Annotated in this window: 13 protein-coding genes and 3 pseudogenes; 5 read left to right on the top strand and 11 right to left on the bottom strand. The window is 55.9% G+C overall.

The window, feature by feature from the left end; all coding sequences use genetic code 11:
• Positions 1–19: 19 nt before the first annotated feature.
• A complete protein-coding gene (locus tag AC1M2H_RS23805; RefSeq protein WP_480152024.1) occupies positions 20–1,369 on the bottom strand; it encodes an McrC family protein in 1,350 nt (449 codons plus the stop codon).
• On the bottom strand, positions 1,366–3,438 hold the full coding sequence (locus AC1M2H_RS23800; protein ID WP_480149321.1) for an McrB family protein: 2,073 nt from the start codon (positions 3,436–3,438) through the stop codon (positions 1,366–1,368). The genes AC1M2H_RS23805 and AC1M2H_RS23800 overlap by 4 nt, the downstream gene beginning before the upstream one ends.
• A gap of 90 nt (positions 3,439–3,528) precedes the next feature.
• Between AC1M2H_RS23800 and AC1M2H_RS23795 the strand changes: the two genes are divergently transcribed.
• Positions 3,529–3,978, top strand: coding sequence for a hypothetical protein (locus AC1M2H_RS23795; protein ID WP_480149320.1), 450 nt, complete (start codon positions 3,529–3,531; stop codon positions 3,976–3,978).
• 281 nt (positions 3,979–4,259) lie between these two features.
• Here AC1M2H_RS23795 and AC1M2H_RS23790 read toward each other — a convergent pair whose 3' ends face one another.
• The gene (locus AC1M2H_RS23790; RefSeq protein ID WP_480149318.1) at positions 4,260–5,672 is read right to left on the bottom strand and encodes an aminotransferase-like domain-containing protein; all 1,413 of its coding nucleotides are present in this window, start codon (positions 5,670–5,672) and stop codon (positions 4,260–4,262) included.
• A 177-nt stretch (positions 5,673–5,849) separates the two neighbouring features.
• On the opposite strand from AC1M2H_RS23790, the gene AC1M2H_RS23785 reads away from it, so the two are divergent.
• The 4 genes from AC1M2H_RS23785 to AC1M2H_RS23770 all read left to right on the top strand — a co-directional run bounded on the left by AC1M2H_RS23785 (position 5,850) and on the right by AC1M2H_RS23770 (position 9,059).
• Positions 5,850–6,014 carry a DUF1127 domain-containing protein gene (locus AC1M2H_RS23785; RefSeq protein WP_426813206.1) on the top strand — a complete coding sequence of 55 codons (165 nt, stop codon included), beginning with the start codon at positions 5,850–5,852 and terminating at the stop codon, positions 6,012–6,014.
• A 452-nt stretch (positions 6,015–6,466) separates the two neighbouring features.
• Positions 6,467–6,931 carry a MarR family winged helix-turn-helix transcriptional regulator gene (locus AC1M2H_RS23780; RefSeq protein ID WP_480149317.1) on the top strand — a complete coding sequence of 155 codons (465 nt, stop codon included), beginning with the start codon at positions 6,467–6,469 and terminating at the stop codon, positions 6,929–6,931.
• A gap of 6 nt (positions 6,932–6,937) precedes the next feature.
• A complete protein-coding gene (locus AC1M2H_RS23775; RefSeq protein ID WP_480149316.1) occupies positions 6,938–8,005 on the top strand; it encodes an HlyD family secretion protein in 1,068 nt (355 codons plus the stop codon).
• Positions 7,995–9,059, top strand: coding sequence for a DUF2955 domain-containing protein (locus AC1M2H_RS23770; RefSeq protein ID WP_480149315.1), 1,065 nt, complete (start codon positions 7,995–7,997; stop codon positions 9,057–9,059). The genes AC1M2H_RS23775 and AC1M2H_RS23770 overlap by 11 nt, the downstream gene beginning before the upstream one ends.
• Positions 9,060–9,061: 2 nt before the next feature.
• Here the strand turns inward: AC1M2H_RS23770 and AC1M2H_RS23765 are convergent, their stop codons facing one another.
• From AC1M2H_RS23765 to AC1M2H_RS23730, 8 genes and pseudogenes are all read right to left on the bottom strand, one after another.
• Positions 9,062–9,310, bottom strand: a complete 249-nt coding sequence (locus AC1M2H_RS23765) for a putative Se/S carrier protein (protein WP_480149314.1) — start codon at positions 9,308–9,310, stop codon at positions 9,062–9,064.
• Positions 9,307–10,014 (bottom strand): annotated as a pseudogene (locus tag AC1M2H_RS23760) (acyl-CoA dehydratase activase); the annotation flags it as partial. The gene AC1M2H_RS23765 and the pseudogene AC1M2H_RS23760, both read right to left, overlap by 4 nt.
• Positions 10,014–10,616: pseudogene (gene yjiM / locus AC1M2H_RS23755) on the bottom strand (putative 2-hydroxyacyl-CoA dehydratase YjiM); the annotation flags it as partial. The pseudogenes AC1M2H_RS23760 and yjiM, both read right to left, overlap by 1 nt.
• Before the next feature lie 108 nt (positions 10,617–10,724).
• Positions 10,725–10,964 carry a DUF2164 domain-containing protein gene (locus AC1M2H_RS23750; RefSeq protein WP_480149313.1) on the bottom strand — a complete coding sequence of 80 codons (240 nt, stop codon included), beginning with the start codon at positions 10,962–10,964 and terminating at the stop codon, positions 10,725–10,727.
• A 37-nt stretch (positions 10,965–11,001) separates the two neighbouring features.
• Positions 11,002–11,139 (bottom strand): annotated as a pseudogene (locus AC1M2H_RS23745) (LysR family transcriptional regulator); the annotation flags it as partial.
• 91 nt (positions 11,140–11,230) lie between these two features.
• A complete protein-coding gene (locus AC1M2H_RS23740) occupies positions 11,231–12,514 on the bottom strand; it encodes a DUF445 domain-containing protein (RefSeq protein ID WP_480149312.1) in 1,284 nt (427 codons plus the stop codon).
• Entirely contained in the window at positions 12,507–13,169 is a 663-nt protein-coding gene (locus AC1M2H_RS23735) for a LysE family translocator (protein WP_480149311.1), read from the bottom strand. The genes AC1M2H_RS23740 and AC1M2H_RS23735 overlap by 8 nt, the downstream gene beginning before the upstream one ends.
• A gap of 46 nt (positions 13,170–13,215) precedes the next feature.
• A complete protein-coding gene (locus tag AC1M2H_RS23730; RefSeq protein ID WP_480149310.1) occupies positions 13,216–14,031 on the bottom strand; it encodes an AraC family transcriptional regulator in 816 nt (271 codons plus the stop codon).
• Positions 14,032–14,109 lie beyond the last annotated feature (78 nt).

Raw genomic sequence — 14,109 nt, 5'->3', positions numbered from 1 at the left:
TTCTGGAAAAATTTAGTGGCTATTGTAACGATAAAATCGACAAAGGTCCGCTGTCTGTCAGGCTAAACTTTGCCGGCATAAGTAACCTGGAGGTTCGCAGGCTGGTGCCTACCTCGAACGGTACCACCCACAGGCGTAGCGTCTTTCCCCCTGAATGATTGAATTCAAAAGGGTGCTCAAGCGGAACGCTGAATCCGGCATGGTGGGGATAAATTAAGAGCATGTCCCCTGCGCCTTGCAGATGATTCACACCATAGGCCAGCATTTGGTATAAATCGCTCTGGGCAAGGTTGAACTTGCTGTTGGTTGCTTCAACCAGCTTCCATTTCATGTCGCAAATAATAGATGATTTCTCTGAGTTATCGTGCGGTATAAGCCAGATGTCCGGGCGGAGCTGAAACATGGAAGATGTGTCGTACCGGGCAAGATAATGTGACCTCGACTGCGGCTTCACCTGCCAGTGAGCGTGGTAATGCTGACGGAACCATGTCGTCACAAAGGCTTCAAATACGGCCTCCATAGGGAACAAGAGGGAGATGGCTTCTGTATGGCCTTGCATACAATGCGGCGAATTACCTTGCAAGATTAGCTTTGCCCAGTTCAGCGCCTTTTCGTAATGCTGCATATGGCGATCCAGATGAATCTGCCTGAAGGCGATATCAATATTATCGACCTTCGGTATGGGTTCAAAAAGCGCCTGCAGGCGGTTCAGGGCCTGTAGAAGTTGCGGGTTAGTCGCGTAGCTATAAACCTTATCAATAGCCGTTTTCAACAGCCGGTTTTCTGGTCGCTCGACGCGATATTCATCATATTCCACATAGAAGCGATCGCGGCGGACGCTATTTTTTTTGAGCTGCTCGCTTATCAGTAATTTACCTTTTAGCCAGGGAAGGTTGTCCTGCTGACGGAGGTAATCGTGTTTTAATCCTTTGCGAACGATAGCCTCCATGCTCGTGATGAACTGTTGGATGAAAATATCCATTAATGTCATCCGTGACGTCATGATGCTGGCTGCTGTGGTTTCAATATGGCGAAAATCCTTCAGCGTTGTCAGCATCATTAATAATCGCTGGCGGGCCTCAAGTGGCTTATCTTGCTTCTTACCCGTTTTTGGCAGGACCTCAATAAGCCGCTGTTGAGGCAGAGCAATAATGCCAACGTAATTTTTCACCTGAATAACTTTGACGCCACCAATGGCGCGCAGAGATAACAAGCGTTGGTCCTCACCCTCATTGTCTTTCAGGCAGCGTTGTTCTAGCCAGCGAAATGCTGCGGTAGGGAGTGGTTCTGCATCCGCGAATTTTCCCCGGTCCTCTTCGCTGACAAGATAACCGTACTCAAAAATGGAGTGTGTGCTGCCAGCCATCAGTCTTGCACCGCCGCTGTAGAGCCCGGATTGTAAATTTGCTGGTATGCCAGCGCATTATCCCAGACCGGATCGTTGTCCTTACATAATTGATAGCTGATGCCTGCTTCCTGAAGGTCATCAATCGCAGTTTTGCCGAAAAGCGTTGCCAGATCGTTCTGGTTTTCTACTGAGCGAACAAAATGCAGTGATTTTTCTGCTTTTTGATTGTCACCGAGCACCAGACGAATTTTCTGCCAGTCATTATAAAAATACTCTTCCAGTAGCGGGAGTATTTTATTCTTCATCACGCGTTTTAATTTTTTAAACGCTTCAACGGGATTGTCTTTCTCTTGTACGACCGGCATAAAAAAAGCGTGTCCGAGGGTATGCTCGCTGTCATAAAGCGCCTGAATTCTCGCATTCAGCGTAGTAAGCAATTCCGTAAGATTAATTCCCTGGATAACCGTGTCGTTCAGTACCGATACATCCGGCATGAGGGGCTGAAATTCGAAGCGCCGACGCAAGGCGGTATCTAATGCGGTCAGAGAACGATCCGCGGTATTCATGGTACCTATGATGTATAGATTATTAGGTACAGAAAAGGGTTGCGATGAGTAAGGAAGGCTAACGCTTAGCGCTTCACTTTCGCCTACGCGTTTAGAGGTTTCAATCAAAGTAATGAGCTCGCCAAATATCCTGGAGATATTGCCACGGTTAATTTCATCAATGATCAGGACGTAATTCTGCTTTTTCTTTGTTTGTGGCGCTTCTGGCGTTGCGGGGAGATGCCATTCTTTAATCAGATATTGAAGGATGCCGCGAACGTAGGAAATATTATAAATATTCTCTTTCTCCCCCTGATAAAGACGACGAATATTTTCAATCGATGCCGGATAGCCTTTATCAAGTTGATCGTTTTTGGATTGGGAGGGGAATACCCGGAATGTGCTGTTATTGGCATAGGAAACCCGGAAGACGCTGCCATTAGTTGTCTTTAAAACAATCGTGTCTTTTTCTGCACACTGGGCTTTGAACTTCTCCAGAGCATCATCAAGGGCCAATTGAGCCCCTGCGTTACCGAAAGAAGCATCTTCGCAAATTTGCTTGAATACGCCGGGTTTTATGTCATAGCGAACATTGCCATCATCACTGGTTTCCGCCCGAAGTCCCTCAATGAACTCTTCATAGCCAAAACTTTGGTGGAAGGTGATAAAGCGTATGCGCTTTTCGTCAATGAGCGTGTCATACATCTTTTTAAGCTCGGTGCGACGCTCTGTTTTTTCTTTTCCTTCCAGGCGAGCATAGGCTTGTGGCTCGCAGGCGCGTACTGCAATTTCAATGGTTTTGTAGGTTTTTCCTGTTCCCGGTGGTCCATACAGTATGAGGTTTTTAGCGGGAAGAATATCGTTCGGTTCATTGCCACGATCATCATCGCTTAAGATGGATGACTCAATGCTATCTGCACTGTTGCCCTCTTCTTCAATTTCAAGCTCATACAGATGCCAAAGCGACATATTGAGTTCAATATCGTCCGGGTCGTTATTGAGGTAGCGATGGAGGGTTTCTTTAAGGGCGATATTAAGCTTAAACCACTTTGACGGCGTCCATTCACCGTCCTTTGGCAGATTTAGCTGGAAGTGGTTATTGCAATAATTATAAACGCGGAAAAAGACTCCTTCGTTGATAATGCTGGTTATTTGCGAGGGGTAGAAGGCTGCAAAGGTGCGGCTGCATAGTGCACGGTAGAATTTCTTCAGCTTGCCTTGCTCTTTTAGAGACTGTAAGCGTTGATGAGCCTGCTCAAACACCTCAAGTGTGCAACCAGAGGCAATGAGCCTGGTGAGCTCGCGGAGGTCATCTTTAGCTTGTATAAACTCTTCATGAGACATGCCACCTTGTCGCAGGCTGGCAACCCGGTTATCGCGTGTATACCAAAGGTCCAGGATGGTTTGATCGCTGAAATCTGGCTTCTCGCGCTGAACCCGGCCAACAATCTCACGATATCCTGACCCCCACTCAGCATTGTTTTCATTATTTTTCTGCGCGAAGTTCCTGAAGAAAGGGGCGAGTGATTGTGGATCTTGTACCATTTGACAGACTCCCTGATGCCAATACTATTGATCATGCTTATATTTTATATCAAAAAACGTAATGTATTGCGTTAAACATTTATCAGAAATATGAAATGGCGCCAATTTTATTTTCCCATTGATAGCGAAGGGTTTTCAGGCAAAATGGTGAAATGGATTTTATTGAGTCGTTATCATTATGAGGTGAACAATATGCGAGATTTTAATTCTGGCGACATTAAGGGCGATGTCACTATCAATGATCATTCAACTGAGAATAAATTTAAGCTATTAATTCATTGTGATAATGATGAATTACTTTCAGAAGAGCAGCATCGGTTAAAAATTTTGGCCGGGTGCGGTATTTTAATGCTCTTTGCCGGAGGGTGGTATTATATTCATGGTCAATGGGATCTGGTCTCTGGTTTGACCGGATTTGCCGGTGGTTTTTTCAGCCTTGCGACTATTTGTCGCTCAGATGTGCCAACGACTTTTGAGAAAAGACAGCTCGATGCTTTACAGGAGATTAATCTCATTCTGAGAGAAAGGGATGTCAGATAGCTAATATGGCTTTGCGACTATAAATTTAGTTTCAGGGGGAGGCTGAAACTAAATCATAAAGCAAACAATCGGCTGAGCATATGCCATCGTCTTTATTCCCGTAGCCTGTTCCGTTTTTTTGCAAGCGATGCAGCAGCAGCCTATATGTTTTAGGTGTTAAAGAGAGTTGTCTCTCCCGTCCGGTCGGGAAATCCCGGAGACGGCGCCGAACGCGCCCTATCCGGGCTACCAGCCTGCAGACGGCCGGGAATCCGTCGTTCTGCTCAGCGGCGAGATATTCTTCACTCCATCGCCACCTTCACCGCCTCTCCCAGCTTCACCATCACCTCCCGGTGCTTGTCGATCGGCGGCAGGGCGCAGTTGATCCTTAAGCAGTTGCGGTATTTCCCCGAGGCTGAAAACAGCGAACCCGGCGCGACCTGGATTTTCAGGCGGCACAGCTGCTTCGCGACGCAGACCATATCGACGTGCTCGGGGAGCTCGACCCACAGCATATAGCCGCCCTTCGGCCGGGTAACGCAGATGCCGCAGGGGAAGTATTCCCGCAGCCAGCAGGTGTAGATCTCCATATTGCGCTGGTAGATCTGCCGCATCCGCCGCAGGTGGCGGTGATAGTGGCCTTCGCGGATAAAGTTACAGGCGGCCAGCTGGGTTGAGGGCACGTTGGTGCCGCTGGCGGCGTATTTCATCTGCAGCAGGCGATCGTAATAGCGGCCCGGCGCGATCCAGCCAATGCGCAGGCCCGGCGCGATCGTTTTGGTAAACGAGCTGCAGAGCATCACCCGGCCGTCGATATCCCACGAATGAATGGTGCGCGGGCGCGGGTAGTCGGTGGCCAGCTCGCCGTAAATATCATCTTCGAAAATGACGATATCGTGGCGCTGGGCAAGAGTCAGCACCGCGCGCTTGCGGGCGTCAGGCATGATAAAGCCCTGCGGATTATTGCAGTTCGGCACCAGGACTACGCCCTTGATCGGCCACTGCTCCAGCGCCAGCTCCAGGGCTTCTACGCTGATCCCGCTGTCTGGGTCGGTGGGGATCTCAATGGCCTTGAGCCCCAAACCGCGCAGCAGCTGCATGGTGCCGTAATAGGACGGAGATTCGACGGCAACGATATCGCCGGGCTGGCATACCGACAGCAGGGCCAGCGATAGCGCGCTGTGGCAGCCGCTGGTAATGATCAGGTCGTCGGCGGTGACCACCGAGCCGCCGTCGAGCATCAGGCGGGCAATTTGTTCACGCAGTTCGCGGCGCCCGGCCAGCTCGTCGTAGTTCAGCACCTCGCTGAGATTATGCTGAATCACCCGGCTAAGCTCACGCCACAACGGTTTCAGGCTCGGCTGATTGACGTCCGGCGAGCCGCCGCCGAAGGGGATGATGGTTTTGTCGTTGCGCGCGTCGAGCATGGTCAGCACCTGATCCCACTGGGTGATTTCCACCGGGCGCTGCACCGGACGCGACATCGGCGGTACCGGCGGCTGGGCTTTACGCGGGGCGACAAAGTAGCCGGAACGCGGCTGGGGGACGATCATCTGCTGCTGTTCCAGCGTCTGGTAGGCCTGCTGCACGGTGCTGATGCTTACTCCGTGCTCCTGACTCAGGCTGCGAACCGAAGGCAGCTTCTCCCCGTGGCGATACAGCCCTTGCTCAATACGCTCCGCCAGCAGGCTGGCCAGGTGTTGGTAACGCGTCATGCTGTATCCCTTATTGTCGCCATACAGATTGATAAAGCAGTACAGATGGGCGGTGAAAATCCCACGCAGATACTGTTTTAGCCAATCTGTATGTTAAAGAAAAGAGTTTTTTGAATCTGTATTGTTTACCCTCGGATCCGCGAAGATAAAGCCTCTGGCAAGGTGAGGAGGTGGAGTATGGAATTTCATGAGAATCGGGTAAGGCAGCCGTTTATTGGTTTTGTCCTGGTAGGCAGAGCGTTCAAAAAATGGTGGCTGCGGATGCAAACGCGCCGGGTTTTGCAGCAAATGAGCGACGAACAGCTAAAAGACGTCGGGCTGCGGCGGGATCAGGTCAATTAAAAAATGCGCTTGTTCCCGGACTGCGGAGCAAACGTGCTGTCCGGGCGAGCGGCCTGCTCCCCGCAGGCTGCGAGCCGTAACCGTCCAGGCCAGCAGTCTGCCTGGTCCGGAGCGGGTGAGGAGTTGGCGTCATCCGGGATCGTTACATTCAGCGTATTTATCAATTCATGCTTCTCCTCTCTTCGTTTCTTGATACTTATCGTGATAAGTATTATTTTCCTCACAGCTATTAGCCTGGCCACCAGGGCTATTTTGCTTGTCATTTTGAACCTGAGCAGCGCTCGACAAAATACGAAAGTATTTTGCACGCCCTTCAGGGCGGCCCGGAGGATGAGCGTAGCGAGTGACTTCTCACGTACTACCCGTACGTTCCGGTTTCTCCGCGCGCTCCGCGTGCAAACTGCCTGCGCCAATAACGCCTGGTGGGATAGGCTCTACATGAGGAAAGAAAGATGACTGAAGACGAACTGTTTGCCCGCCGTCCGATGGGGATGCGCATGGCGATGGTGGTCCGCCAGTGGCGCGCGACTATCGATGCCGCCATCACCGACACCGGCCTGACCCAGTCAAGCTGGACGGTGCTGATGCAGCTGTATCAGCTGGGGGACAACGTCTCGGTTAGCGAGCTGGCGGAGGTGCAGGGCATTGAACTGCCGCCGCTGATGCGCACCCTCAGCCAGCTGGAGAAGCAGAGCTATCTGCTGCGTTCCACATCGCCCTATGACAAACGTATACGCCTGCTGACGTTGACGGCGGAAGGCCTGACGAAACTGGAGGATCTGAACCGCGTGATTGAAACTTATCAAACCCGCGTTACCCGGACCATCCCGGAAGCAGAGCTCGCCACCTTCAGCGCAACGTTAAATCAAATCGCCTGCAATTTGCGGACAATCCGCGAAGAAGATAACAAGATCTAAAAAACTATGATGACGCCAGAACAAAAATTTGCCCGCTGGGTAAGGGTAAGTATTGCCGCTTTCCTGGCGATCTTCGCCTGGTTTATCGTTGCCGATATCTGGATCCCGCTCACGCCGGACTCCACGGTGATGCGCGTGGTGACTCCGGTATCGCCGCGGGTTTCCGGCTATGTCGCCCAGGTCTATGTGCACAACAACAGCCAGGTGAAGAAAGGGGATCTGCTCTATGAGCTGGACCCGACGCCGTTTACCAATAAGGTGCAGGCCGCGCAAATCGCCTTTGCGCAGGCGAAGCTGAGCAACCAACAGCTGGACGCGCAGATCGCCGCCGCCCGCGCCAACCTGCGCACCGCGCAGTTCACCGCCCGTAACGACAAAGTTACGCTCGATCGCTACCAGCGCCTGAGCACGATGCAGAGCGTCTCGCAGTCGGATCTGGATAAGGTGCGCACCACCTGGCAGACCAGCGAGCAGTCGGTCAGCGCGCTCAGCGCCAGCATCCAGAATCTGCTGATCCAGCGCGGCGAGCGCGACGATGCGCGCAACGTGACGCTGCAGAAATACCGCAACGCCCTGGAAGAGGCGCAGCTGAACCTCGCCTGGAGCAGGATCTACGCCGAAACCGACGGCATGGTCAGCAACCTTCAGCTTAGCCCCGGCCTGTACGCCACCGCCGCTACGCCGCTGCTGGCGCTGGTGAGCAACCAGACGGATATCGTCGCTGATTTTCGCGAGAAGAGCCTGCGCCATACCGCCGTGAACACCGATGCCGCGGTGGTCTTCGATGCGCTGCCGGGCAAGGTTTTCCCGGCGCACGTCACCAGCAGCGACGCCGGGATTTTGGCCGGCCAGGAGCAGGTTAACGGCCAGCTCTCGCAGCCGGAGCAGTCCACGCGCTGGGTGCGTGACGCCCAGCGGATGCGCATTCACGTCGCGCTTGATGAGCCGCTCGACAAACCGCTGCCGACCGGCGCCCGCGCCACGGTACAGTTGTACAACAGCGAGGGTCCGTTTGCCCGCACTTTTGCCGGCGTGCAGATCCATCTGGTGAGCCTGCTGCACTATGTCTATTAATACGCTGGCCCGGGTTTTTACGCCGCACGGCAAAATAGTCTATACGGCGAATGATTTTCGCCAGACGCTGCGCATCGCCGCCGCCGGGACTATCGCCCTGAGCATTTCGACCTTCTACGACGTGCAGTACGGGGTTTTCTTCGTGGTCTATCCGCTGATGCTGCTGTCGCTGGTGCCGGTGTTTAACCGCCACGTCGCGCGGCAGTTTCTGTTCAGCGCGGCGGTAAACTGCGTGGAAATGGTGCTGATCGTCGGCTATCTGTCGCAGTGGCCGGTGATTATGACGCTGGTGGTCTTCGGCCTCTACGTGATGCGCTTTCGTTTTATGAGTCAGGGGCCGCTGTTTCTGCTGGGCTCGATGGGCGTGGTCTGTCAAAGCACGATGCTCAACTTCATGAGCTATCCCACCAGCAACTGGCATACGCTGATGTTTTCCAATATCGAAGCCTGCGTGATGGCGGTGGCCCTCAGCGCGCTGCTGAACTATCTGATCCCGGACGTTGAGCCGCGCCGGCCGCCGCCGCGGATTGAGAAGGATGCCGCCCGCATTCGCCATGAATCTCTGCTTTCCGGCAGCGTCGCGACAATGATTTTCGTGGTTTTCCAGATCTGCGATCTCAGCGATTCCCTGTCAGCGCTGATGGCCGGGATCCTGATCCTCTTCCCGATGCACTACCGCGGCGCGGTGATCAGCTCCATCTGGCGGGTAGTGGGCGTGGTGCTGGCCTGCCTCTATATTCTGGTGGTGCAGCTACTTATTTATAATTTCAGCAACCATATGGTGCTGATGATGCCGCTGATTGCGCTCGGCCTCGCCTTCAGCGCGCGGCTGCACGTGATGGAAAAAGTGGGGGCCGGCGTGGGCTTCGCCAGCATCACCACCATCGGCATTATGTTTGGCCAGAACCTGCACCCGGATCAGGATCTGATCTTCAGCGATCTGTACCGCATTAGCTCGGTCACCATCGCGCTTATCATCACCCTGACGCTGGTGTTTCTCGTCCACCGCATCCTGAACTGCTTTGCGCCGACGCGGTTCGTTATTACCGAATAGGATCAGGCCGGAAAGGTGGCGATAAGGCGCCACTCTGCGGCAACGTAGCGATAAATCGCCTCCGTGGCGCCGGGAATCACCCATCGCTGCTCCTCTCCCGGCAGGCAGCGAAGAGAGATGCACAGGCCGCAGCCGCCGCGCAGCTGGCGCGAAATATCCTTCACCTGGAAGGCGATCCCCGCCGCCTGCAGGGCCTTGCGGGTGCGCACGACGCCCGGCGTCGAGTGGAATAAAAACAGATACTCCGTCATCCGCGGCGCCTCTGGTGTAGGCCAATCAGCGCCGCGCCAACCGCACCGGCAAACTGGGCATCAGGATGGGTGTGCACCGCGATCCCGGCGTGGCCTTCAAGCATGCGCGCAAAGGCGGCGCAGCGGCTGACGCCGCCGGTAAACAGCAGCGGCCCCTGGGCCGAAAGCCGGGCGAGAAAGTTGGCGCTGCGGCGAGCCATGGCGTTGATCACGCCGGCCAGAATCGCTTCCGGCGCGACGCCCGCCGAGCGCAGGCTAATCACTTCGGATTCGGCAAATACCGTGCACATGCTGGTGATGGCGTGCGGTTCGACGCCTTCGGTGATGCTATCCAGCTGCTCAACGCTGGCGCCGAGGGTGCGCGAGATAACCTCCAGAAAGCGCCCGGTGCCTGCCGCGCATTTATCGTTCATCAGGAAGTCGGTGAGATTGCCGTCTTCGTCGAGCTGGATGACCTTGCTATTCTGGCCACCAATATCGATTACCATGCGGGTGGCGGGCGCCTGAAGACGCGCGCCGAGGCCGTGGCAGGAGATCTCCGTCACCTGTTTATCGGCAAAATCCACCAGCTGACGCCCGTAGCCGGTTAAGGTTAAAAATGGCCGCTCGGCAAGATCGGCGCTGAGGGCTTGCCACGCCTCGTGGATGGCATCCACCGGGCGAAAGGGCGTCGGGCAGAGAAAGCGTCGCTGGATAACGCCCTCTTCAGGATATCGCTGCCGCTGAGCGCGGGCGGATTGAGCTGCCCGACGCGATAGAAGTTCGCCAGCGCCCGTCGCTCGCGGTTCTTGAGCTGAACGGCGTCGCGCAGCGCGGCTTCGCTGATTTTGCGGCCAAAGCGGGCTTCGACCGCCTGCTGCAGGCGCAGGATCTCCGTTTTCCACAGCGCGTGGGAGGCGTCGCCGTTGGCGCTGTTCGGCAGCTGCATCACGTGAACCGGCTTGAATTCGGCCATGTACTCATACATTTTCTTTTTGCCGTCGCAGGTAGTTTCACCCACCACCAGATCGGAAAAGTAGAAGTAGGGGCATTTATCCGTTTTGCCAAACCCGTAGCTGCTTTTAATCAGCGGGCAGAGGTTGCGCGGCAGGTCTTTTTCCGCCTCTTCGATGGTTTCATCGGAGGTTGAGCACAGCGAGACGACGACGGCGCCTGCCGCCATCGGGATCTCCTGGGGCATAAAGGTGCAGTAGGTTCCGACGAGGGGGATATTTTGCTCTTTCAGGTCCATCACCGTGAGAAAGCCCTTCTGGCGGGCCTCGGAGAACTGGTCAAAAATGGCGGGTAGATCGGTAATCAGCGACATGGTTTTCCTTCCCCGTACACGGGAGATAATGAAAGAGTCCGCATTATAACCATGTCAACAGTGTGTGATTATTGATCTCCCGCCGATGTTGGCCTATTGCGGGCAACATCAGAACACTTTCTTCGCGTCCATCTCCTCCTGGATCCGCTCGCTGTAGGCCACGTGGGTGCGAATGGCTTCCTCAATCCCGGCGTTATAAAACAGGGGGCCCAGCTGTTCAGCGATAAAATCCACGAAGAACTCGGCATCGAACTGCTCAAGCTCAAGGTCAAAATTTCTTTCGCAATAGGTACATAGCTTTTCGCGAAGCTGCTCGCGCTCGCCGGGGGTCAGGTTGATGTCAGCCATTTTTACTCCTTAAAAGTGTTCCGGATTCACGGCAAGCTCAGCTGGGGATCCAGCTATCCCACGCCGGCCGCGGGCCGAACTCTGCCAGCAGAAAATCGATAAACGATCGTACCTTAGGATTGCTGTATTTGCTGGGGAAATAGAGGGCATACGGCGCATGCGTTTCGCAGGTGATTTGTCTCAAACAGGATGAAGAGAGCAGCATTCGCGCTGCCGGCTTTACCCGTATCGGCTAAGCGCAGGCCCCGCCGGACGCGCGGGGCCGCTTAGCGTAAAAACAGCGATGGAATCTGCGAGAGCAGCCACAGCAGCAGGCCGATGGTACCCCCGACCAGCGTGCCGTTAATGCGGATGAACTGCAGATCCTTCCCGATATTCAGCTCGATCTGCCGCGACATATCGCGGGAGTCCCAGCTCTTCACCGTATCGCTAATATGACGGGTCAGGAAGGTGGCAAACTCCGGCGCTACCCGATGCGCCGCCTGCTCGAGATGCTCATTCAGCGACTCGCGAAGGGCGTTATCGTGGAGCAGCGTTTCGCCAAACCACTGACCGGCCTCGGCGATCCGCTGCTTGATCCGCGAATCGTCGCTGCTGACGTCATTTTTAATCCATCCGCGCAGGTCGGCCCACACCTCGCCAAGATAGCGGTTAAACGTCTCGTCGTTTTTCAGATAGGCCTTTATGTTGTCCGCTTTTTCCGCCATCAGCGGATCGGTTTTCAGGCTGTCGATCAGCTTTTGCGCCGCGCGATCGAAGGTCTGGCGGATCTGATGAGTGCGATCCTGGCTTACCTCGTCAAGAAGCGTATTGACCGCATCGGTGACCATTTCGGCGCTGTGTTCGCCCAGCCATTCGGTGGGAAGAATTTTGGCCTTGAGCGGATGCTCGGTCTCCAGCCAGCGGATGATACCGCGGGCAATAAAGGCGCGGGAACTGTCGCGCTGCAGCAGGGCGATAAGCTGGCTGATAAGCGAATCCAGCAGCTTTTGGTGCCGGTTATCGCGGGTTAACCCTTCGAGCATCATGGCGCTGGTTTGCGTCAGGTCGACCTTATCGATGGCCTTGTGCACCGCGCGGCGCAGCAGGCGCTGAATGCGCGCATCGTCGGTGAGCTCGAGGAAGCCGCTCATCACCTGCAGCAGATGCTGGCCCACCCGCCGGGCGTTCGCCGGCTGGCTAAACCAGTTGCCGAGCATCAGCGCCGGCTCGTAGCGGCGGATCAGCGCGACCAGCGAGGGGGTATCGAGGAATTTTTCCTGCACGAAAAAGCCGAGATTGTCGGCAATTCTGTCCTTATTACGCGGGATAATTGCCGTATGGCGGGAGACAAACGGCAGCGGAATGCGGCGAAACAGCGCCACCACTGCAAACCAGTCCGCCAGCGCGCCGACCATCGCCGCTTCGGAGATAGCCTTCAGCGCGCTGACCCAAGGCGTCGGCGGCAGCAGCAGGGTAGCGACAAAAATCGCGGCCGCCACGAGCAGCAGCGACAGGGCCAGAAGTTTGGCACGTTTTAGTTCAGCAAGTTTTTCCATAGCCTTAAGCATATAACCTGACGGCTAACTCGTGCAAAAACTGCCAGATAATCCAGCCGCCAAAGCCCATCAGTATCGCGCCAGCCGCCCGTTCAACCCGCCAGATAACGGCGCCAAGGCGGCGCTGCACCTGCGGCAGGGCGATCAGCGATACCAGCAGTAAATCCCACAGCAGCACCACGCTGGTCATCCAGACTCCGCAGGTTATCTGCTGGGTGAGGGTCACCTGCGGGCCAAGCAGGGAGGTCATCAGTGCGAGGTAAAACAGAGCATTTTTGGGGTTTAGCAGCGCCGAAGCCAGCCCCAGCAGCAGCTGCCTGGCAAGCGAAGGGCACCGGGCCGCCGCCGCTTCCAGGGCGAGCGTGCCGGGTCGGCTTCGCCACAGCTGGCCGCCGAGCCACAGCAGCCAGGCGGCCCCCAGCAGCGCGATTGCGCTAAACAGCAGCGGGGCGTGGCGCATCATGCTCCAGCCGACGATGGCGATCGCAATATACAGCCCGTTGCCCAGCGCAATGCCGACGCACAGGCCAGCGCTACCGCGCAGGCGATAGCGGATGGCGTAGCCCATCAGGAGAAAGAAATCTGGCCCGGGGCTCAGCAGGGCGACGAAGTGGGAGAGCGCCAGCGCGGGAAACGCGGGCGGGAAAAGAGCAGTAAACATGTCCATAGCGACCTCGGAATAAATCTGAGATCACCCTACGCTGGGCCGGGCACTAATTATTGTCTGATATTGATCGGCCAAGCGTGTACTGGCGCGGCGTGGCGGCGGTATAGCTGACGAAGGTTTTATGGAAGTGGCTCTGATCGGCAAATCCGGCCTGGTAGCCGACGTCGGCTATTTCATCCCCGGCGCGCAGGCGGCCCCTGGCGTACTCGATCCGCGCCATGTTGATAAAGCTGGCTGGCGTCAGGCCGGTATCCTGCTTAAAGATGCGGATCAGGGTCTCTTTGCGCAGCGCAAATTCGTCGGCTAGCGTATCCAGCGAAAGCGGCAGCGGCAGGCTCGCGCTAACTCTGTCGAGCAACCGTACGCTGCTGCCGTGAAGGACTTCCGGCGGTGTCGGGCATAGCGGCAGTTCCCGCAGCAGCCGCGCGATGGCGGCGGGTAGCTCAGCGGTCTGCTGCCGCAGCGTCAGCTGAACGATGTGCTGGTACTGAAGGAAAAGATCGGCGCTGCGCAGCAACGGCTGCGGCGCGGCAAGCCGCACGGCGCCGGACAGGGCAGGAAGCTGCGCCAGGCACCAGTCAACGTCGAGATAGAGCATGTGGTAGCTGCGCGGCCGTCCGGCAAGGGGATTACAGCTGTGCGGCGCGCCGGGCGGGATCGCTATCAGGTCACCGGGGCGCAGCAGGTACTCCCGTCCGTTGCAGATGCAGCGCGTTTCACCCTCAATAATGGCCCCCAGCGAAAGCTGCGGATGGCTGTGGCGTTTATACGCCCGGCGGCTGCCCCAGGTGCTGCGCAGCTCCAGCCAGGGGAGCGTCTCGTCGCGCCAGAAGGTTTGCTGAATATCGCGAGTGTGGTTCACAAAAGCTCCTGCAGCGAAAGGATTATGGATTTATAGCACGACCGCCGGCGGCTGTCTCCGGCGGGCGTTTTGCGAGCG

This window comes from Klebsiella sp. F11 (assembly GCF_056712265.1).
The sequence above is the reverse complement of the archived record's forward strand: the minus strand, read 5'-3'. Positions and strand labels throughout refer to the sequence as shown.